Source organism: Nocardioides alcanivorans, from assembly GCF_021555175.1.
In the GTDB taxonomy this organism is placed as follows: Bacteria; Actinomycetota; Actinomycetes; order Propionibacteriales; family Nocardioidaceae; genus Nocardioides; species Nocardioides alcanivorans.
Genome location: NZ_JAKGRW010000006.1, coordinates 116,315 through 135,617 on the forward strand (window position 1 = coordinate 116,315; position 19,303 = coordinate 135,617).

Annotated in this window: 21 protein-coding genes, 1 pseudogene and 1 riboswitch; of the genes and pseudogenes, 14 read left to right on the top strand and 8 right to left on the bottom strand. The window is 67.5% G+C overall.

All coding sequences use genetic code 11. The features are described from left to right. Positions 1–314: 314 nt before the first annotated feature. Positions 315–1,826 carry an HNH endonuclease signature motif containing protein gene (locus tag L1066_RS03425; RefSeq protein WP_235734980.1) on the bottom strand — a complete coding sequence of 504 codons (1,512 nt, stop codon included), beginning with the start codon at positions 1,824–1,826 and terminating at the stop codon, positions 315–317. Between the two features lie 538 nt (positions 1,827–2,364). On the opposite strand from L1066_RS03425, the gene L1066_RS03430 reads away from it, so the two are divergent. After that, on the top strand, positions 2,365–2,991 hold the full coding sequence (locus L1066_RS03430; RefSeq protein WP_235734981.1) for a GyrI-like domain-containing protein: 627 nt from the start codon (positions 2,365–2,367) through the stop codon (positions 2,989–2,991). Between the two features lie 2 nt (positions 2,992–2,993). On the opposite strand, the gene L1066_RS03435 is transcribed toward L1066_RS03430, so the two are convergent. Beyond that, a complete protein-coding gene (locus L1066_RS03435; protein ID WP_235734982.1) occupies positions 2,994–3,713 on the bottom strand; it encodes a hypothetical protein in 720 nt (239 codons plus the stop codon). A 39-nt stretch (positions 3,714–3,752) separates the two neighbouring features. After that, positions 3,753–4,325, bottom strand: coding sequence for a GNAT family N-acetyltransferase (locus L1066_RS03440; RefSeq protein WP_235734983.1), 573 nt, complete (start codon positions 4,323–4,325; stop codon positions 3,753–3,755). Between the two features lie 165 nt (positions 4,326–4,490). Between L1066_RS03440 and L1066_RS03445 the strand changes: the two genes are divergently transcribed. From L1066_RS03445 to L1066_RS03475, 8 genes and pseudogenes are all read left to right on the top strand, one after another. Next, complete coding sequence (locus L1066_RS03445) at positions 4,491–4,859, top strand: antitoxin Xre/MbcA/ParS toxin-binding domain-containing protein (RefSeq protein WP_235734984.1); 369 nt, start codon at positions 4,491–4,493, stop codon at positions 4,857–4,859. A 48-nt stretch (positions 4,860–4,907) separates the two neighbouring features. Then, entirely contained in the window at positions 4,908–5,249 is a 342-nt protein-coding gene (locus tag L1066_RS03450; protein WP_235734985.1) for a DUF2200 domain-containing protein, read from the top strand. 80 nt (positions 5,250–5,329) lie between these two features. Then, positions 5,330–6,577 (top strand): amidohydrolase, encoded by a 1,248-nt coding sequence (locus tag L1066_RS03455; protein WP_235734986.1) that lies wholly within the window; start codon positions 5,330–5,332, stop codon positions 6,575–6,577. A gap of 5 nt (positions 6,578–6,582) precedes the next feature. Continuing rightward, positions 6,583–6,999 (top strand): YccF domain-containing protein, encoded by a 417-nt coding sequence (locus tag L1066_RS03460; RefSeq protein WP_235734987.1) that lies wholly within the window; start codon positions 6,583–6,585, stop codon positions 6,997–6,999. A gap of 70 nt (positions 7,000–7,069) precedes the next feature. Then, positions 7,070–7,286, top strand: a riboswitch (cobalamin riboswitch). Between the two features lie 232 nt (positions 7,287–7,518). Then, on the top strand, positions 7,519–8,538 hold the full coding sequence (locus tag L1066_RS03465; RefSeq protein ID WP_235734988.1) for a FecCD family ABC transporter permease: 1,020 nt from the start codon (positions 7,519–7,521) through the stop codon (positions 8,536–8,538). After that, positions 8,535–8,786: pseudogene (locus tag L1066_RS26385) on the top strand (ATP-binding cassette domain-containing protein); the annotation flags it as partial. The gene L1066_RS03465 and the pseudogene L1066_RS26385, both read left to right, overlap by 4 nt. Before the next feature lie 59 nt (positions 8,787–8,845). Beyond that, positions 8,846–9,388 (top strand): ABC transporter ATP-binding protein, encoded by a 543-nt coding sequence (locus L1066_RS26390; protein WP_283095263.1) that lies wholly within the window; start codon positions 8,846–8,848, stop codon positions 9,386–9,388. Continuing rightward, on the top strand, positions 9,385–10,476 hold the full coding sequence (locus L1066_RS03475) for an ABC transporter substrate-binding protein (RefSeq protein WP_235734989.1): 1,092 nt from the start codon (positions 9,385–9,387) through the stop codon (positions 10,474–10,476). The genes L1066_RS26390 and L1066_RS03475 overlap by 4 nt, the downstream gene beginning before the upstream one ends. Before the next feature lie 42 nt (positions 10,477–10,518). Here the strand turns inward: L1066_RS03475 and L1066_RS03480 are convergent, their stop codons facing one another. After that, entirely contained in the window at positions 10,519–11,499 is a 981-nt protein-coding gene (locus L1066_RS03480) for a PDR/VanB family oxidoreductase (protein WP_235734990.1), read from the bottom strand. Positions 11,500–11,683: 184 nt separating this feature from the next. Between L1066_RS03480 and scpC the strand changes: the two genes are divergently transcribed. Continuing rightward, positions 11,684–13,192, top strand: coding sequence for a succinyl-CoA:acetate CoA-transferase ScpC (gene scpC / locus L1066_RS03485; protein WP_235734991.1), 1,509 nt, complete (start codon positions 11,684–11,686; stop codon positions 13,190–13,192). Between the two features lie 10 nt (positions 13,193–13,202). Here scpC and L1066_RS03490 read toward each other — a convergent pair whose 3' ends face one another. Further along, complete coding sequence (locus tag L1066_RS03490; protein ID WP_235734992.1) at positions 13,203–13,703, bottom strand: DUF6328 family protein; 501 nt, start codon at positions 13,701–13,703, stop codon at positions 13,203–13,205. 23 nt (positions 13,704–13,726) lie between these two features. Then, positions 13,727–14,584 (bottom strand): phosphatase PAP2 family protein, encoded by an 858-nt coding sequence (locus tag L1066_RS03495; RefSeq protein WP_235734993.1) that lies wholly within the window; start codon positions 14,582–14,584, stop codon positions 13,727–13,729. A 227-nt stretch (positions 14,585–14,811) separates the two neighbouring features. Here L1066_RS03495 and L1066_RS03500 point away from each other — a divergent pair, with 227 nt between their 5' ends. The 3 genes from L1066_RS03500 to L1066_RS03510 all read left to right on the top strand — a co-directional run bounded on the left by L1066_RS03500 (position 14,812) and on the right by L1066_RS03510 (position 18,071). Then, positions 14,812–15,924, top strand: a complete 1,113-nt coding sequence (locus L1066_RS03500) for a multicopper oxidase family protein (protein ID WP_235734994.1) — start codon at positions 14,812–14,814, stop codon at positions 15,922–15,924. 23 nt (positions 15,925–15,947) lie between these two features. Continuing rightward, positions 15,948–16,301, top strand: coding sequence for a multicopper oxidase domain-containing protein (locus tag L1066_RS03505; RefSeq protein ID WP_235734995.1), 354 nt, complete (start codon positions 15,948–15,950; stop codon positions 16,299–16,301). A 114-nt stretch (positions 16,302–16,415) separates the two neighbouring features. Continuing rightward, positions 16,416–18,071, top strand: coding sequence for an alpha/beta hydrolase (locus L1066_RS03510; protein ID WP_235734996.1), 1,656 nt, complete (start codon positions 16,416–16,418; stop codon positions 18,069–18,071). Positions 18,072–18,082: 11 nt separating this feature from the next. Here L1066_RS03510 and L1066_RS03515 read toward each other — a convergent pair whose 3' ends face one another. Both L1066_RS03515 and L1066_RS03520 read right to left on the bottom strand, forming a co-directional pair. Then, complete coding sequence (locus L1066_RS03515) at positions 18,083–18,259, bottom strand: hypothetical protein (protein ID WP_235734997.1); 177 nt, start codon at positions 18,257–18,259, stop codon at positions 18,083–18,085. Further along, complete coding sequence (locus tag L1066_RS03520) at positions 18,235–18,483, bottom strand: hypothetical protein (protein ID WP_235734998.1); 249 nt, start codon at positions 18,481–18,483, stop codon at positions 18,235–18,237. The genes L1066_RS03515 and L1066_RS03520 overlap by 25 nt, the downstream gene beginning before the upstream one ends. Positions 18,484–18,667: 184 nt before the next feature. Between L1066_RS03520 and L1066_RS03525 the strand changes: the two genes are divergently transcribed. Continuing rightward, the gene (locus L1066_RS03525) at positions 18,668–19,288 is read left to right on the top strand and encodes a DUF4203 domain-containing protein (protein WP_235734999.1); all 621 of its coding nucleotides are present in this window, start codon (positions 18,668–18,670) and stop codon (positions 19,286–19,288) included. Positions 19,289–19,303: the final 15 nt, after the last annotated feature.

Here is a 19,303-nt window from a genome sequence, read left to right on the forward strand (position 1 = left end):
CGGTTGGTCGAGCCTGCCCCGTTGGTCGAGTCCGTGCGTCGTTGGTCGAGCTTGTCGAGACCAGCTCTGATCCGCGGGGCAAGGTCTCGACAGGCTCGACCACCGGGATCCTGTTCGCGAGCCCATAGCCGCACCCCGCTGGTCGAGTCCGTACGTCGGTGGTCGAGTCCGTATGCCGTTGGTCGAGCTTGTCGAGACCCCTCTGGTCGGTGTGTGGGCGTGCCTGTGCCCCGGGAGAGCGTGTGTTCTCCCGGGGTGGGCGGGCGGTGCTTCTTCGGCAGGCGCTGCTTCTGGTGGGTGGTGCTCGGCTGGTCTCAGCTGGTGTTGGTGGTGTCGTGGGTGCCTCGTGGTGTGACCAGCCAGGTCCTGCCGTGCTGGCTGGTCCAGATATAGGTTCCGTCTCTGGCCCGTCGGTAACGCCACCTACCGTGGGTTTTCATCAGGTGGTGACGCCGACACAACGGCGCCAGATTGTCGGGCCGGGTTTGCCCGGGTGGACCACCCTCACCGGGTGGGAGATACGGGTCGATGTGGTCCAGGTCGGCGTCCCAGCTGGAGCGTTCACAGTTGGGATACACACAGTGCGGGTCACGCAACCGGACGAGGGTGTCCATCCATTCGGGTGGATCATGACGATCCACCGCATCGGTCCTGTTCAAATCCACGACCGGGGTGACGGTCGCAAGCGAACCGTGACGGGCCAGCCAGTCGCGTAGCTGGCCGGTGAGGACCTGCCCCAACCGGTCGGTGGAGGCGATCCCGTCGCCGTCCAACCCCAACTCGTGGGGGTCGAGGCCCAACGCGAACAGGTCCGCGATGCCGACGTGGGCCATCACCCGCAGTCCACGACGCCGTCCGAACGGCCCCGGTGTCGTCACCAACCGACCCGGCTTCACCCCGATCCCCGGGTTGCCCAGCACCGGGTTGCCCAGCACCGGCTCGCCACCCGCCGCCGCAACGTCGGACGAGGCGCTGCCGGCACCGGTGCCGTCGGTGCTGTCGGTGCTGGCGTAGTCGAGGGTGGGTTGGTCGGTGTCGTCGGTGAGCCGCCCGATCGCTTTCGCACGACGCTGGTTCACGTCGTCGGTGTCACCCAGACGCCGCATCGTCTCGGCCTCGACTGACAACAAGTCCATGAACCTGGTGAGATCCAACGAGTCACCAACGGCCTGCAACTCCGAAGTACCAGCAACACCGCCGGCACCTTCCTCATGTCCGGCGTGGGGGTGGTGCAACCACACACCCCAATCCGCCTTCCCCCTCGGCGTGGTGGGGTCTTTGACCAGTTCGGGGTGGAATTTGGCGATGGCCATTGCCAACCACTTCTCGATGGTGGGCCAGCCGGTGAGTCCGGTGGCGGCGAGGTGGTCGTCGAACCACCGTGCAGCGGCGTACGACAGTTTCCTCGTGAGGAGTGCGACGCGACGGGCGTTCCACCCCGGCACCTCCAGTGCCTCGACCTTCGCCCACAACAGCGGCAACCGGTGCACCAGGTCCAGGGCGTCGGCGACCAACGCGAACCCGGCGGCACGCGAGATCCCGGCGGAGGCGGCGAGTTCCTCGACCGCGAACAGGGCGACATCGGGGGTGCCGTCACCGGAGATCCTGTCTTCACAGTCGGTGGGGAACAGGGTTTCGTCACCCACCACTGCTTTCGGCTTGTCAGGCGTGGGTGGGTGCATGATCGCCCACTGGTAAGCCAACCGCAGCTTGCTGCGGATTGCTTTCAGCTCGACGATCCGGTTCTCAGCCAGGAAGCCGAGCAGGGTCCCGCCATCGAGGTCAGAGACCTCGTACGGCTGGTGGCGGGCGTCGATTTCGATCATGGAACCAGTCCAACATTTGGCTCCGACACAACCCGGGGCACCGGGACTCAGGCTGTGGACAACCACCGGCCGCACTGCCGGGACGAGGTCTCGACAAGCTCGACCAACGAACCGGTGGGCGGGCGGTGGGGTCTCGACAAGCTCGACCAACGAACCGGTGGGCGGGCGACTTGGTCTCGACAAGCTCGACCTCCGGCCTGCTGGGACGGGGTCTCGACAGGCTCGACCTCCGGGGTGGTCTCGACGGGCTCGACCAACGAAACGGTCTCGACGGGCTCGACCAACGAAACGGTCTCGACGGGCTCGACCAACGAAACGGTCTCGACGGGCTCGACCAACGATCCGGTCTCGACGGGCTCGACCAACGGAGTACGGGCTCGACCAGCGGTGGCTGGTGCTGCGGGTGACGAGCGGGGAGGGAGAACCTAGGATGGCTGGTCGTGAGTGATCGGCGAGCGGGCATGGCGGGGACGGTCGGTGCGCTCCTCATCCGAGGCGAACCCGACGGGGTCACTCCCCAGCGCTCCTGCGACCGACAATGACCGTTGCGAAGGTCGACCCCAAGAAGGAGTGGGACCTCTACCGCGCCCGCCGGGGCGAGTTCCGCCTCCTCGAAGTCCCGCCGCTTCGCTACCTGATGGTCGACGGTCACGGAGACCCCAACACTGCGCCCTCCTATGCGGCTGCGTTGGAGGCGCTCTATCCGGTGGCCTACAAGACCAAGTTCGCCAGCAAGCGAGAACTCGACCGCGACTACGTGGTGCCCCCGCTCGAGGCACTGTGGTGGGCCGACGACATGACCTCCTTCACGACCGCGCGCGACAAGTCGCTGTGGTCGTGGACGGTGATGATCCTGGTGCCCGACTGGTGTCACGACGAGTTGGTCGCTGCCGCCATCGAGGCAGTGGCGGGATCGAAGGATGCACCGGAGGCCCTGGGCCGGCTGCGACTCGAGGAGTTGGAGGAGGGGCGTTGCGTGCAGACCCTCCACATCGGGCCGTACGACGAGGAAGCAGCGGTGCTGGCGCAGATGCACGACGAGTTCATTCCCGAGTCGGGTCTCAGGATGCGCGGGCTGCACCACGAGATCTACCTCGGTGACCCGCGGCGTACGTCGCCCGATCGCCTCCGGACGATCCTGCGGCAACCGGTCGAACCTGCCTGACCTCACCCGTGCCAGCGCCACGTGCGACCGCCATCGGCAGTGACGTGGAGGGACAAGCCGCGCGGTCTGCCCTTGTGAACCGCATCGATGAAGAGGGTGCCGGGCACGGGACTGCCCAACTCGGTTCCGCCCGTTGCGGAATGGAGGATCCGCGACCAGTCCCGGCGCTTGTTGCGCACCGAGGCGGCCGTACTCACCCGGAAGGCAGGCGTGCCGGGCTGTCCGAACGTCTCCAGGGTGAGCGGTTGCCAGCGGCCGTGCAGCGCCGCCGCCACGGCCCGGCGTACCCGAGACCGACCGCGCAGCAGGAACCCGACGGCGGTGCCGAAACCGAGAACAAGGACAACGCTGGCCAAGCGCAACGCGATCGGAGGACTCGTGTGTGGACCCCCGCTCGTCGACCAGATGTCGACCTCGTCACCCAACTGCCAGGGATCGCCGCAGCGACCGACCGTTCCGGTCCGCCGCCGACCGTCCTCCTCCCACGCCAGTGTGTAGGTGTCCCGCTTGCTGCGGGAGCAGAACGTCACCTGGTCGATCTCGATGACGGTGGCGGTCTGCTCGGTGCTCCTGCCCAGTGCGTGCGCCATCGTCCCCGGGTGGGCCAACCCCACGACGAGCAGGGTCAAGGTGCTCAGCACGATGGCGACGACCAGCGCCCACAGGCCCTTCACCCAAGGCAGGTGCGCGCGGGAGAGCGCTCCACGTTCGTCGGACTGCATGGCTTCGTGCCTACCCGATCCAGGTTGATCCACTCCTGGTCACAAGGTCTTGCGCATCACCAATCGGGGCAGCCTGCTCGCAACGGCGTCGGTCTCGCCGATGACCTCGAAACCGGCCGCTTCGAACATGTGTCGCGTGCCCACGAAGGCCATCGTGATGTCCATGCGCCCGGGGGGATCGACCGGGTGCGCCTCCACGGCCGGAGCACCGCGCGAGGCGGCGTAGGCGACGGCACCTTCGATGAGCCGGATCGCGTGGCCACGTCTGCGGTGTCCGCCGCGGACCACGGTGCAGATGATGCTCCACACGGCGACGTCGTCGACAGGACGAATGAGCTTCGACGATTCGAGGCGGGGGATGTCCGTGCGCGGTGAGATGGAGCACCAACCCACCGGGACGTCACCGGCGTAGCCGATCACGCCGGGCGCAGGGTCGCGTTGCGTCAAGCAGTGCATGGCAGCACCTCGGTCACCGCCGCCGAGTTCTTCGATCGACCGCGCCGGCAGCCGATGTGAGAGACACCAACAATGGGTGGCGCGCCGGTTGGGATTGATGACATCGGCGAAGTCGTCGAAGCGTTCAGGCGTGAGTGGCCGCACCTCGAAGTCCATGCGCCATGCCTACCAGAGCAGGTGGGCAAGCGTCATCGGGTGGCAGGCGTAGCCTGACGTCATCATGAAGCGAACCAACGATTCCGTCCCCGTGGACCACTCCTAGTGGCGCGCGCCAGGAACCGCCCGCAGAAGCAAGGGTCCGGTCCAGCCTTCGGCAACCCCATGGCGGAGCAGGTCGGACCCGACTTCTATGACGAGGCTGCCATGCGTGAGGCCCTCTCCGCCGATACGGAACCCCTTGCCGCCGGGGAGTTGAGGACGATGGTGGAACAGGGCGCCGTGCTGGGTCTGCGCACGGCCGACGAACAGTGGATCTTCCCGACCTGGCAGGTGCGCGACCATGCTGTGCTGGCCGGACTCGCCGATGCGATCCAGGAGTTCGAGGGCCACCCGCTGTGGTCGATCGGACTGTGGCTGACCACACCGCACGAAGATCTCGACGACCTCACACCCGTGCAGGCGCTGGAGACGAGGGATGCGGTCGACCTGGTGCGGGACCTCGCCAGTGACACCGCCGACCGCTGGGCTTGACGAGCTGGTGCCCGCACCTGACGGCCAAGGATCGCTAGGCTGGGCGCCATGCACCGGATCTTCCGCGCCAGCTTTGCCTCGGTCTATCCGCACTACGTGACGAAGGTGGAGAAGAAGGGCCGCACCAAGGCCGAGTTGGACCAGGTGATCGAGTGGCTGACCGGCTTCGACGAGACGGCACTGGCCAGACACCTTGCTGCGGGTACGACGTTCGAGGAGTTCTTTGCCGACGCCGACCTCAACCCCTCGGCCTCGCTCATCACCGGCGTCGTCTGTGGCATCCGGGTGGAGGAGGTCGAGGACCCGTTGATGCAGCAGATCCGCTATCTCGACAAGCTCGTCGACGAGCTCGCCAAGGGCAAGGCGATGGACAGGGTCCTCCGCGTCTAGGGGGAGATGGCGGCCGTGACCGGTTGCGAGTTCGACGCCCCGGAACCGCAGGCCCTCGAGCGTCCGGAATGATGGCGCGCATGTCTGACGTCGTCCAGTCCGTCCTTGCCGGAATCGATGGTGTGCGGGGCTGGCAGGAGGCGCTCTACAAGGACCTCCACCAACACCCCGAGCTCCCGCACCAGGAGCACCGCACCGCGGCGAAGGTGGCTGATCGACTCCGGACGTCGGGTTGCGAGGTGCACGAGGGGATGGGTGGCACGGGGGTCGTCGGGATCCTGCGCAACGGTGATGGCCCGCGGATCCTGCTGCGTGCCGACATGGATGCGCTCCCGGTGCGCGAAGCAACCGGCCTCGCCTATGCCAGCACGCACGTCACCGATGAGGGCACACCCGTGATGCACGCGTGTGGCCACGACATGCACGTGACCGCGTTGCTGGGGGCCACGGACCTCCTCGCCGCATCGCGGCAGCAGTGGTCAGGAACCCTGATCTCCCTCTTCCAACCTGCGGAGGAGGTGGGCGACGGCGCGCAGGGGATGGTCGACGACGGGCTCCGCGAGGTGCTCGGAGGGGTCGACGTCGCCATGGCACAGCATGTGCTTCCGCTGCCGGCCGGACAGATCGGCACCTGCCCGGGGCCATTCCTCTCTGCGGCCGACAGCATGCGGATCACCGTGCACGGCCGGGGCAGCCACGGCTCGATGCCGCAGGCGTCGGTCGATCCAGTCGTCCTGGCAGCGATGATCGTGATCCGGCTCCAGACCGTCGTCGCGCGCGAGGTCGCTCCGGCCGAGACGGCGGTGCTCACGGTGGGCAGCGTTCAGGCCGGCAGCCGTAGCAACGTCATCCCCGACCACGCCACGTTGTTGCTCAACGTCCGTACCTATGACGAGCAGGTCCGCATGCATGTCCTCGAGGCCATCGAGCGGATCGTGCGTGCCGAGTGCGCCGCATCGGGTTCGCCGAAGGATCCCGAGTTCGAGCTCTACGACCGCTACTCCCTCACCGACAACGACGAGGCGACCACGGCGCTGGTGGCGGCTGCGTTCGCCGACCACTTCGGTGAACGGGCCGTGCGGATCCCGAAGCACAGCGCGAGCGAGGACTTCAGCGACTTGCCCAACGCCTTCGGTGCGCCCTACACCTACTGGGGAATCGGTGGGATCGACCCCGATGCCTACCGGGTGGCGGAGGCTGCCGGCCGGATCGCGCAGGACATCCCCACCAACCACTCCGCTGTCTTCGCTCCCGTCATCCAGCCGACGCTCGACACCGGTACGTCGGCACTCGTCGTGGCCGCGTTGGCCCACCTGGGCAGGGGGTGAGGACCATGAAGCTCCTGTTGAACCTGATCTGGCTGGTGCTCTCCGGTTTCTGGATGTTCCTCGGCTACATGATCGTCGGTGCCCTGTGGTGCCTCACGATCGTCGGGATCCCGTTCGGCCTGGCGTCGTTCCGCATCGGCCGCTTCGCGTTGTGGCCGTTCGGTCGCACGGTGGTGCTGCGCGCAGGTGCCGGCGTACCCAGCGGTGTCGGCAACATCTTCTGGTTCATCCTCTCGGGGGTGTGGCTCGCGATCGGGCACGTGGTGACAGGTTTCCTGCTCTGCGTCACGATCATCGGCATCCCGCTCGGCCTGGCGAACTTCAAGATGGTCCAGGTCAGCCTGCTCCCGTTGGGCCGCGAGATCGTGCCCACCTCCCAGGTCCGTCGCTACGGCGACGCTCCGGCTGGCCCCTCCTTCTGACTGACCGGGGTGTGAGGCAGGGCACCCGGTTGCCGGGGCACCGGTGATCGTCATGCCCGGAGCATCCGTATAGGTTGGGCGGCGCAGCTGGTTCGGTGCCCCACCCAGGGGTGACGACGAAAGAGGGAACCCGGTGTGAATCCGGGACTGCCCCGCAGCGGTGAATGGGAACGAACTCCGTCACAAGCACTGGACCCCCGGGTCCGGGAAGCGACGGTCAGTAGGCCAGGCACGAGCTCGACGCCCCGCCCATGAGTCCGAAGACCTGCCAGTGCTCCGCCGTCAGTGGCGGAGGTCCGCGGCCCCGAGGGAGGGCCAGAGGATCTGGCGAGTCACCTGCATCCGGCGCGCTGCCATCCTCTCCACCACCCTCGACGCGGAAGCACTTCCGAGCGTCGTTCACGAGGGGTGGACAGCAGGGTGAGCAGCGGTGTTCGCACAGGTGGACCGGATCTGGAGCGGGGCGTCACGCCTGATGCCGGGGCGAGCGCCAGACGTGGCGGCGGATCACGACGTCGGTTGCCGTTCTTGCCCCTGGCAGCCGTCCTCCTCGTCGCGGCCATCGCCAGTGTGATCGTCTCCCTCGCCTTCGGGTCCGAGAGGATCCCGGTCGACGAGGTCGTCGCGACGGTCACCGACCGCCTTCGCGGCAACGAACCCGGTCGTTGGGACATCATCGTCTGGGAGCTGAGGTTGCCGAGGGCGCTCATGGCCCTGGTGGTCGGTGCGGGCCTGGCCGTGGCGGGGGCCGGTATGCAGACCTTGGTCCGCAACCCTCTCGCCGATCCGTATCTCCTGGGGATCAGCTCGGGCGCCTCCGTGGGCGCCACAGCTGCCATCACCACGGGGGTGCTCAGCGGCTTCGGTATCCATGCCCTCTCGGCCGGGGCCCTTCTCGGGGCGATCGGATCGACCCTCCTGGTGTGGCTGGTGGCCACCGCGCAGGGCGGCCTCACCCCGCTTCGACTCGTGCTGTCCGGCGTGGTGCTCTCCTCGGGCCTGTCGGCGATCGCGTCGTTCCTGGTCTTCCTCAGCGATGACCCGCGGGCAGCGAACTCGGTGATGTTCTGGATGCTGGGCAGCGTCGGCGGCGCGACCTGGGAGAGGCTGTGGATCCCCACGATCGTGGTGGCCTGCGCTGCTGCGACGCTGCTTGCCCTGCACCGTTGGATGGACGCGTTGGCCGCCGGGCCGGAGACTGCGGCCGCCCTGGGCGTCAACGTCGCCGTGCTGCGCACCCTCTTGTTCCTCGGCCTTGCCGTGCTGGTGGGCATCATCGTTGCGGTCAGCGGCGGCATTGGTTTCGTGGGTCTGATCGTGCCGCATGCGGCACGCCTGCTGGTCGGTGCAAGACATCGGGTGGTCCTCCCGATCGCTGCGTTGGCGGGTGGGACCTTCCTGGTGTGGGTCGACGTGCTGGCTCGGATCGCCGTACGCCCCCAGGAGATCCCGTTGGGTGTGGTGACCGGTGTGGTGGGTGCGCCGCTCTTCCTGATCCTGATGGGCCGCGGCACCTACCGCTTCGGCGGTGAGCGATGACAGTGCGCGTCCCGACCGAGGCACCAGCACTGCGGCTGGACGGGGTCTCGGCGCGGCTCGGCAATCGTGAGGTCCTGCGTGGCGTCGACCTCGAAGTGCCGGCAGGCAGCCGTCTGGGCATCATCGGGGTCAACGGTGCCGGGAAGTCGACCCTGCTCCGGGTGCTGGCCGGAGTGCTGCGACCCAGCGCTGGGACGGCACTCATCGCCGATGCCGAGGGAGGGCTCCAGGCGACGACTCGCATGCGTTCCCGGGTCCGCGCCCGACGCCTTGCGTTCGTGCCCCAGGAAGAGGGGTTGCCGCCGAGATGCTGCTCGGCGAGATGGTTGCGCTCGGCCGGGTGCCCCGAACCCGCCCGTGGTCACGTGGTGGCCCCGAGGAGCGGCGGATCGTGCTCGCCGCCTTGGACGCGGTCGGGCTGGCCGACCACGTCGACGCACCCTGTGTCGAACTCTCCGGTGGGGAGAAGCGCCGGGCCGTGCTGGCACGAGGCCTGGCGCAGCAGTGTCCAGTGATGCTGCTGGACGAGCCGACCAACCACTTGGACGTCGCCTGGCAACTGCGTCTCCTGGAGACCGTCGCGGCGCAGTCCCAGACCCTGGTCGTCACCATCCACGACCTGGATCTGGCACTGCGTTCCTTCGATCGGTTGGCCGTCGTCGGCTGGCCGGAGGGGAGCGACAGCCGGCACGAGCCCGCGACCATCGTCGCCCAGGGGACGCCGGCCGAGGTGCTCGGCGCTGATCGGATCCGCACCCACTTCGGCATCGGTTCGGTCCAGGTTCCGCACCCATACAACGACCAACCCCATCTGCTCATCCACCCACGAGAGGAAACTCCCACGCCATGACAACCTCCCTGCACCGGGCCCGCATCGCAGGCCTCGCCGCACTCGTCCTCAGCACATTGACCCTCAGCGCCTGCGGCTCGGACGACGACACGGACTCTGCCGGGTCGGCCGGGGCCGACGCCGTCAGTGTCGAGAACTGCGGGCAGCAGGTCACCGTCGACGAGCCCGTCACCGAGCTGTATGCCTATGACGGCGGCATCATCTCCATCGTCCTGGCCGCAGGCGCCCGCGACCAGCTGGTGGCAGTGACCGGGATGGAGCGTGATGAAGCGCTCCTCGAACTCGCCTACCCGAGTGCCCGGGTCGACCAACTCAAGGTCGTGGGGGAGAGCCACCCCACCTTGGAGAACGTCCTGGCGGTGATGCCGCAGATGATGTTTGCCGGCTACGGGTACGGGTTCAGCGAATCGCGCAACCTGATGCCCGAGATGGTCAATGAACGTGGGATCGCGACCTACCTGCTCAGCGAGACCTGCCGTCAAGAAGACGGGGCGCGGGGCACGATGGCGGCTTGGGACGCGCTCACCACGGACCTGCGCAACATCGGTGCGCTGACCGGGCACAGCGAGACCGCGGAGGCGGTGGTGGCAGACATCGAGGAGCGGCGCGAAGCACTGGAGGCGGCTCCGCAGCCTGATGAGCAGCCCACCGGCTTCCTCTTCGACTCGGGCACCGATGCGATCTTCACGTCCGGCTCCTTTGGTGCGCCCCAGGCCATCTTCGACACGGCCGGGGTCACCAACGCCACGGCCGCTGTGGAGGACACGTGGACCGAGGTCGGTTGGGAGACCCTCGCGGCCGCAGATCCGGACGTCATCTTCTTCGTCGACTATCCCGACCAGTCCTATGAGGACAAGGTGAAGGTGCTCAAGCAGCATCCTGCCTCTCGGGGACTGGCCGCGGTCAAGGAGGATCGGTTCGTCAACCTGCCCTACACCATGTGGGTCTCCGGGCCGCTCAACATCGACGCCGCGGAATGGGTACGCCGGGCGGTCGAGCACTTCGGCCTTGCGCCGGCGTCGGGGATCGACCCCAGCCTGGACATCACCACCTTGGAGGAACTGCCGGGCAACGGCTGGATCGACTGACCAGCTGCTCGACCGAGCACTCGGCGAGCGGCGCCTGACGACTCAGATGTCCAAGGTGAGCTCCGGCGTGCACGACCGCGACACGCACACGTTGATCCGCGTGTTCGCGGCGTGCTCCGCGTCGCTCTGGATCTCGTCACGATGGTCGGGGACACCCTCGATGACGCCGACGAGGCACGCGCCGCAGAATCCCTGCTCACAGGAGAGCGCAACGTCGTAGCCGTGCGATTCCAGCACGTGAGCGATCGTCTGGTCCTGCGCGACGGGCATTCGCTGGCCAGTGCTCGCCGCCACCACCGTGAAGCTGCCACCCGTGACGTCGACCGGCTCGGACACACCGAAACGTTCGGTCCGCAGGGCCTCGGGGGCCAGGCCCGCTGCCGCGGCGTACGCCGTGATCGCCTCGAGGAATCCCGAGGGGCCGCAGGCGTAGACGATCGTGTCGTCGCGGACGGTCCACTTCGGAGGCCCCGCGCGCAACGAGTCGTCGATGAGGGTGTCGTGGTGCACGATGCGGTGGGCGTAGGCGCGCTGCTCGATGTGCTCACGCAGCGGCATCGGGCCACGGGAGTAGCAGTGCAGCTCGTACGACGTGCCGCTCGCCTCGAGGGTCTCGGCCATCGGCAGCAGCGGCGTGATCCCGATGCCGCCGGCGACCAGGACGGCATGGTGGGGTCCGTCGTGGAGCCCGAAGTTGTTGCGTGGATGTGAGATCCGCAGGCGGTCCCCGACCCGGAGCCGCTGGTGCACCAGCTTGGAACCGCCGCGTCCCGTGGGCTCGTGCTGCACGCACACGAGGTAGCGCGTGGGGTCGCTCACATCGATGAGGGAGTACTGACGGATCAGCGAGCCGAGGTGCACGTCGACGTGGGCGCCGGGATCGGCGCTGGGGAGCAGGCCACCGTGGCCGGCGCGCAACTCGATCAGCAGGGAGCGCTCCGAGGCCAGTCTCTGCGCATGGACCACGACATCGATCGTGTCCTGGGATGACGCGCTGGCGTCCGACGGGGCGGTGGTGGTCATGGAGATGCTTTCTGGTCGGATGGGCGTCGGCTCGCCCACGCGCGGACTGTCTCCGAGGGCTGTGCGCGGCATCGCCCGCGCCATTCGAGAACCCAGGACGACAGAATCATATAAGAATATAGAATCCTCAAGTAGGGCGCCAGCCAGATGGAGCCGTCACTTGGTGAGAGCGGAGAATGGGGCCATGACGCACCGCATCTCCTGCCCCGTCCTGAGCTCACGCATCACCTCGGCGGCCGAGGCGGTGACGGTCATCCGACACGGTGACAACGTCGGCATCAGCGGGTTCACAGGCGCCGGCTATCCGAAGGCGGTCCCGACCGCGCTGCACGACCGTATGGTTGCCGCGCATGCGATCGGCGAGGAGCTCTCGGTGGGGCTGTGGAGCGGGGCATCGACAGCCCCCGATGCCGACGGGGTCCTGGCCGAGGCACAGGGCGTGGCGACACGGCTGCCCTACAACTCCGACCCCACGATGCGGAAGCTCATCAATCTCGGGCAGGTGGACTACATCGATGCGCACCTGAGCCATTCGGCACAACACATGTGGTTCGGGTTCTACGGCAACCTCGACGTGGCGGTCGTCGAGGTCACCGCGATCCTCCCGGGCGGGCTGCTGGTACCGAGCAGCTCGGTCGGCAACAACAAGACCTGGTTGGAGCAGGCCGATCGGATCATCCTCGAGGTGAACTCATGGCAGCCGCGTGAGCTCGAGGGGTTCCACGACATCTACTACGGCGCGGCCCTGCCCCCGCACCGTCGTCCGATCGAGCTCACCGAACCGATGCAGCGGATCGGAGAGCCCTACCTCCGGGTCGATCCGGAGAAGGTGGTCGCGGTGGTCGAGACCGACCTTGCTGACCGCAACTCACCCTTCACTCCGCCGGGCCAGACGTCGAACGCGATCGCTGCCCATGTCATCGACTTCCTGCGACACGAGGTCGCAGCGGGCCGGATGCCGGCGGACCTGCTGCCCATCCAGTCGGGCGTGGGCAACGTTGCAAACGCCGTCCTCGCAGGGTTGGACGGAAGCGAGTTCACCGATCTCGTCGCATTCACCGAGGTGCTCCAGGACGGGATGCTGGACCTGCTCGACAGCGGCACGATGCGGGCCGCATCGGCGACGTCCTTCGGGCTGTCCTCGCTCGGTGTCCAGCGGTTCATGGACAACATCAACGCCTACAAGGGCCGCATCCTGCTGCGGAGCGAGGAGATCAGCAACCATCCCGAGCTCGTACGACGCCTCGGGGTGATTGCGATGAACGGCCTCCTCGAGGCCGACATCTACGGCAACGTGAACTCCACCCACGTGATGGGAAGCGCCATCATGAACGGCATCGGCGGAAGCGGTGACTTCGCGCGCAACGCGTTCCTCAACTTCTTCCTGACGCCGTCGACGGCGAAGGACGGCGCGATCTCGGCGATCGTGCCGATGGTGAGTCACGTCGACCACACCGAGCACGACGTCCATGTCATCGTGACCGAGCACGGGATCGCTGACCTGCGCGGCCTCGCGCCGCGAGCACGGGCGGAGCGGATCATCCAGCGCTGTGCGGACCCGGCGTTCCGGCCCGCCCTGCTCGACTACACGGCGCGCGCCTGGGCCCAGCGACCGACCGCACGTCACACGCCCCACCTGCTCGATGAGGCGCTGAGTTGGCACCAGCGCTATCTCGAGACCGGGAGCATGTGAGTCCACGCGATCAGTGCGATGTGCTGTCCTCAGGGGTGCCGGGCCGGGCCATGGCGAGTGGAAGGGCGACCAGCGCCACCAGCACGAGTGCCAGGGTCAGAGTGCCGACCACGATTGCGCTCCCACGGTCCAGAACGATGTCGAAGACGAAGAACACCGTGCCGGTGACCAGGGCGCCGATCAACGCCAGCGCCACGCGCGCCATCACGTGTCCGACTGCGACCAGCCGTTGCTTGCGCTGTCTGCGGAAGATCTGTCGGTGCACGGCGATGGGAGCCAGGAGGCTGGAAGTGGTGCAGGCGGCCAGCACCACCAGACCCAGGTAGGTGCCCTTCTGGAAGTCGTCGAGGTCCTTGAAGGTCGGGTGGAACGGCAGGGTCAGGAGGAAACCACTCAGCAGCTGCACCCCGGTCTGGAGCGCCCGGAACTCCTGGAGCAGGTCGTTCCAGTTGCGATCCGCGCGTTGGTTGCGCGTCTCGTTGCGGCCCGTCTCCTCGCGGTTGCCGTTCATCACGAGACGGTATCCCGCTGCGCTCAGGGCATTCGTCCACGTGGGAGGGGTGGGGTGCTCGACTTCCGTTCCTCCGGCCGCGGTCGTGGAGGGGCCGGTGGGCGCTGGAAGGTGTCGTCCGAGTCTGACGAGCGACGCCACCAGATGACGCAGCCGAGTGAGGCAAGCACGATGGCATCCCCGACGACGGCGTCGAGGAGGTAGTGGTTGCCGGTGAGCACGACACTGAGCACCATCAACAGCGGGATCAGCCGTCCGGCGTGGCGGATCCACCGGTTGCGCGACTCGCGTACCAAGGCGATGCCGACGAGCAGGTCCCAGCCGACGTGGAAGCTCGGCATCGCGGCGTACGGGTTGGTGAACGCCGGTGGTTGAAGCACGCGATAGGCATTCGTCTGAGTGGTGACCGTGTCCACGAAGCCCAGGTCCATGAGCCGAGGCGGCGCCACCGGGTGCAGGGCGACCATCACCATCCCGATCAGCCCGGAGAGGAGGAGGGCGTTGCGATAGAGGGGATAGGCATCCGGTCGTCGCCACGCCAACCACACGAAGACGGCCGCGATCACCGGCCAGTGACCGTAGATGTAGACGGTGTTGGCGAAAGTCATCACTCCGGGCACGTCCAGTGCGAAGGCTTGCGCCGGTTGTTCGACGAAGATGCCCAGACGGCGCTCGAGGGCGATGATCCCCATCGCGTTCGAGGTGGCGGTGTCGGCGTCACCAGCGGTGAAGCCGCGCACGCCGAAGTAGACCGCGACTCCGACGAGCATCAGCGCAACCTGACGTGCCAGGAAGCCGATCCGGCGGGGAGCGTGCGGCGCCTCGACGAGCCGCTCAGGGGACGGGTGCCGTAGTGCGCTCGGCTGATCCAGTGCAGTCACCCTCCCACCCCAGCACGTGAATGGCCCCTCCGCATCGGGGCGAACCCGGAAGTGCACCGGAGCGGAGAACCCGTGGCCGAGTGGGGCACCGGCGCGATCGACCGTGGGATGCCGTCAGGGATCACCCTGATCTGCCTCTGAAGTCGTGACAGTTCGGTTGTCCGGCGGCGACGTCGTACGGAACTGTGGCGACCAGATCGAGATCGGGTTCGAAGTGGAGTCGAGCGGTGAAGAAGGTCGTGGGATCAGTACTGGCGTTGGTGGTCGTCGCCGTCGCGGGGCTGGGGATCTGGTTCGTCGCGGAGTACCGCGGTGCAAGGGTCGACACGGTCGGCAAGGTCGACTTCGACCGCCCCATGGCGATTCCCGAGATCGCAGGATCGACGGTGGAGGCCGACGGCACCAGGGTCTTCGAGCTGGACATCCAGAAGGGCACGACCGATCTCGGCAAGGCGCAGCCGACGAGGACCTGGGGGATCAACGGTCCCTTCCTCGGCCCCACCCTGCGGGCGAGCCGCGGAGAGAAGGTGCGCATCGAGGCCACCAACAGCCTCGGCGAGCCGACCACGCTGCACTGGCACGGCATGCATCTCCCCGCCGAGATGGATGGTGGCCCGCACCAGATGATCGAGGCCGGCGCCACCTGGGAACCGCACTGGGAGATCAACCAGCCCGCCGCGACGCTCTGGTATCACCCACACCTGCACGGGGAAACCGCCTCACACGTCTACAACGGGCTGGCGGGCCTGTTCATCCTCGACGATCCGAGCGAGTCCGATCTCGGCCTGCCAGACACCTACGGTGTCGATGACCTGCCTGTGATGGTCCAGGACAAGAACTTCGATGATGACGGCCAGTTCGATGACAGCCACTCGATCTTCAGCAATCTCGGCGTCCTCGGTGAGGAGATCCTCGTCAATGGGACTCCGTCGCCCTACGCGGAGGTCGGCACCGAGTCCGTGCGCCTTCGGCTGCTCAACGGCTCCGGCGGTCGGACCTTCAACTTCACGTTCGACGATGCGCGCACCTTCGAACTGATAGCCACGGACGGGGGATTGCTCGACGCACCCGCGGCCATGGACCGACTGCAGTTGGCACCGGGCGAGCGCGCCGAGATCGTGGTGGACTTCAGCCCGGGGAGGAGGCCGTTCTCCGCAGCGAGAAGTTGGCCGGAGACAGCAACCGCTTCTCCGGCAGTGACTCCCGTTTCGACATCCTGCAGTTGCGTGCGGCCGCGACCCTCACTCCTTCGCCGGACGTGCCCAGGGCCCTTGCCACCATCGATCGCCTCGACCCGGCAACTGCGGAGACGACTCGAAGCTTTGAGCTGCAGAGCCTGAAGATCAACGGCAAGGAGATGGACATGGCCAGGATCGACTTCGCCGCAACGGTCGGGACCACTGAGATCTGGGAGGTCACCAACACCGAGGGCGGCACCCATCACAGCTTCCACGTCCATGACGTCCAGTTCCAGGTCCTTGACGTGGCGGGGCGAGTTCCGCCGCCGGAACTGGCGGGTTGGAAGGACACCGTGTGGCTACCCGAGGGAGAGACGTTCAGGTTGATCATGCGCTTCGAGGACTACGCCGACCCTGACACGCCCTACATGTTCCACTGCCACATGCTCCGCCACGAGGACGAGGGCATGATGGGTCAGTTCGTGGTGGTCGCCCCCGGGGACTCCGCAGGCGAAGTCGCGAGCCCTCATCGGCACTGACTCTTGGCACAGCGCCGTTCGTCGGCCAGTCTTGGGGCATTCCGTCCCGTTCGTCCTTGCGTCAACGAGGATCGATCGACGACCGTCGGCCGGCCGGGACACGAGAGGGAACATGTGAACGCGCCACCGATCTTCCGCCCCGACAGGCTGCCCTTCGTCCCCACGGTCGGCGCGGTGGTGGGCGTGTGGCTCGCCCTGACTCCGTCACTCCTGCCTCGTCCGGCCAGCTTCCAGGGCCTGCTCTGCGCGGTGGCCGCGCTGCTCGGTTACGGGCTGGGGGCCCTGCTGAGGTGGGCGGTACCCGCTGCGTGGCAGACGGTGGGCCCGCAGCGGAGACGCGTCGCGTGGATCGCGTTGTCGGTCGTCAGCGCCGTCGGCACGTTGGCGATGGTCGTCCTGCACCTCAGGTGGCAGCGTGAGATGCGGTCGGCCATCGGCGTCGACCAGGTCGGCCTGGGACACCCGCTGATCGTGTTGCTGGTGGGCGTCGTGCTGTTCGGACTGCTGCTGATTCTTGCGCGGGCGTTGCGTGCAGCTGGTCGCAGTGCCGGTCGGCAGGTCGGCCGCGTGCTGCCGGCGCGATTCGCTGCGTTGCTGGGGGTCGCGCTGGTCACCGCCGGCGGCTACTGGCTGGTCAACAGCTTGGTGGTGGGCACGTTGGTGGGTCGTCTCGACGCCGTGTTCATGGCGGTGAACGACGAGTTTTCCACTGACAGGCCAGCCCCCGAGAGCCCGCACCTCTCGGCTGGACCCGGTTCGCTGGTCGGCTGGGACGAACTCGGTCGCCAGGGCAGGGCCTTCATCATGAATGCGCCCACCCCGGAGGAGATCTCTGCGGTCACCGGGGAGCAGGCACTCCAGCCCGTGCGTGCGTACGTCGGCGTGGGCACCGATCGAGAGGTCGACCTGCGTGAGGAGTCGCAACTGGCCGTCGCAGAGCTCGAGCGAGCGGGCGGTTTCGAGCGGCAGGTGGTCAACGTGGCGACCGGCACGGGCCGGGGCTGGATCAACGAGAACCAGGCCCAGGCGCTGGAGTACATGTGGGGAGGGGACACGGCCACGGTCAGTGTGCAGTACTCCTACCTCCCGAGCTGGATGTCGTTCCTGGTCGACCAACAGCGCGCCCAGGACGCGGGGCGGCTGCTCTTCGAGGCCGTCTATGCCCGGTGGCTTGAGCTGCCGGAACCGGACCGACCGCTCCTGGTGGTCAGTGGCGAGAGCCTGGGCTCCTTCGGCGGTGAGGCCGCCTTCTCAGGAGAACAGGACATCGCCGCGCGTACCGACGGTGCGCTCTTCGTCGGCCCCGCCTCCAACAACCGCCTGTGGAGTCAGTTCACGCGCGAGCGTGACCGTGGCACCACCCAGATCGAGCCGATCTATCAGGCCGGACGGACGGTGCGCTTCTCCGATGACGGCATCGAATGGCCCGGGGAGGGTGAGTGGGAGAGCCCTCGAGTGGGCTATCTCCAACATGCCAACGACCCGGTGACCTGGTGGAACTGGGCACTCGCGTTCAGCCGCCCGGACTGGCTCGTCGAGGAGCGGGGTCGCGACGTGCACCACCGGGTGAGGTGGATTCCGGTGGTGACGATGCTCCAGGTGGCGGCTGACCAGATGGTCGCCAACGACGTGCCGGACGGGCAGGGACACCAGTTCGGTCAGGCGCCGGTGTATGCGTGGGCGGAGATCCTCCCGCCGCCCGGATGGACGTCGGCCGACAGCGACCGAGTGGCCGCGGCGATCGGCGCGACCAAGAGCGCCACCGACTGACGAGGCGGCGCTCAGCGCTGGTCGTTGCGAGTGCGGGCCTGTTCCAGCCCGGCACGCACCAGGACGGCGGGGAGCAGCAACGTCGCCAGCGCGGTCACGAGCCAGACGATCACCGTCGCCGCGATCCACGTGCCCAGCCCGCGAATGGTGAGGGAGTCACCGATCAGCTTCGCCGCGAGCAGCGCCACGAAGGTCGCGACCAGGCCGGTTCCACGAGGAACGCCGAGGCGTTCCGTGCTGCCACCTTGATCAGGAAGGGGCTGATCACCATCTGGATGACCGAGTAGATCACCACCACGGTGATGAACCCGGCAGCGGTGACACGGACGTCATCCAGGATCCATGACGCGGCGAGGATGCCGACTGCGGCGGAGGCGAGGAAGACCAGCGCCCTGAGGAGAAGACGGATCACGTGAACCTCCGTTGAGGAGTATGGCCGCTGGTCGCGAGCGCGCCGCTGGCCCGGTGTGTTCCCAGAGTGGCGTATGGAGTGCGTCGGAGGAAAGAGGCGGTCTCGAACGACTGCCAGATCTGCGTCCGGCGATGCGGAGTCGCAACGGGCTTCCCCTGACGCCGGGTTCCGCTACGGTGACTCCATGCAGGACATCGCCTTCGGCATCCTCGCGATCCTCGCCGGTTCCTTCTTCTGCTTCCGCGGACAGATGGTCCTACGGCTGGTCATCCCGATTTGGGGCGCCTTCGTTGGTTTCAGTCTGGGGGCTGGCCTGGTCGCCGGCTCCACGGGTGACCGCTTCCTCGCGACCGTGCTGGGTTGGGTCGTGGGGCTCCTCTTCGCCTTCGTGTTCGCGCTCTTCGCCTACCTCTACTACGCCGTCGGCGTCATCATCGCGATGGCGTCCATCGGGTTCGCACTCGGCGCGACCCTGATCGTGGCATCGGGGACGGACTGGAACTGGGTGGTGGTCTTGGTGGGCATCGTGGTCGGCACTCTCGTGGCAGTGCTTGCGATCGCCGCCAACCTGCCCATGCTCCTGTTGATCCTGCTGAGCGCCTTCGGTGGCGCCAGCGTCGCCGTCACCGGTCTGATGCTCCTGTTCGGTGCGGCCGAGTCGGCAGACTTCGACAACAAGGCCATCGCCAGCCAGGTCCACGACGACTGGTGGTGGTACCTGGTCTTCGTTGCGCTGGCGATCACCGGTGTCGTGGCGCAGTCGCGGGCTGGCGAACGGCGCGATCCGCGGGAGAGCTGGGCCTAGACGGCCCGTTCGTGG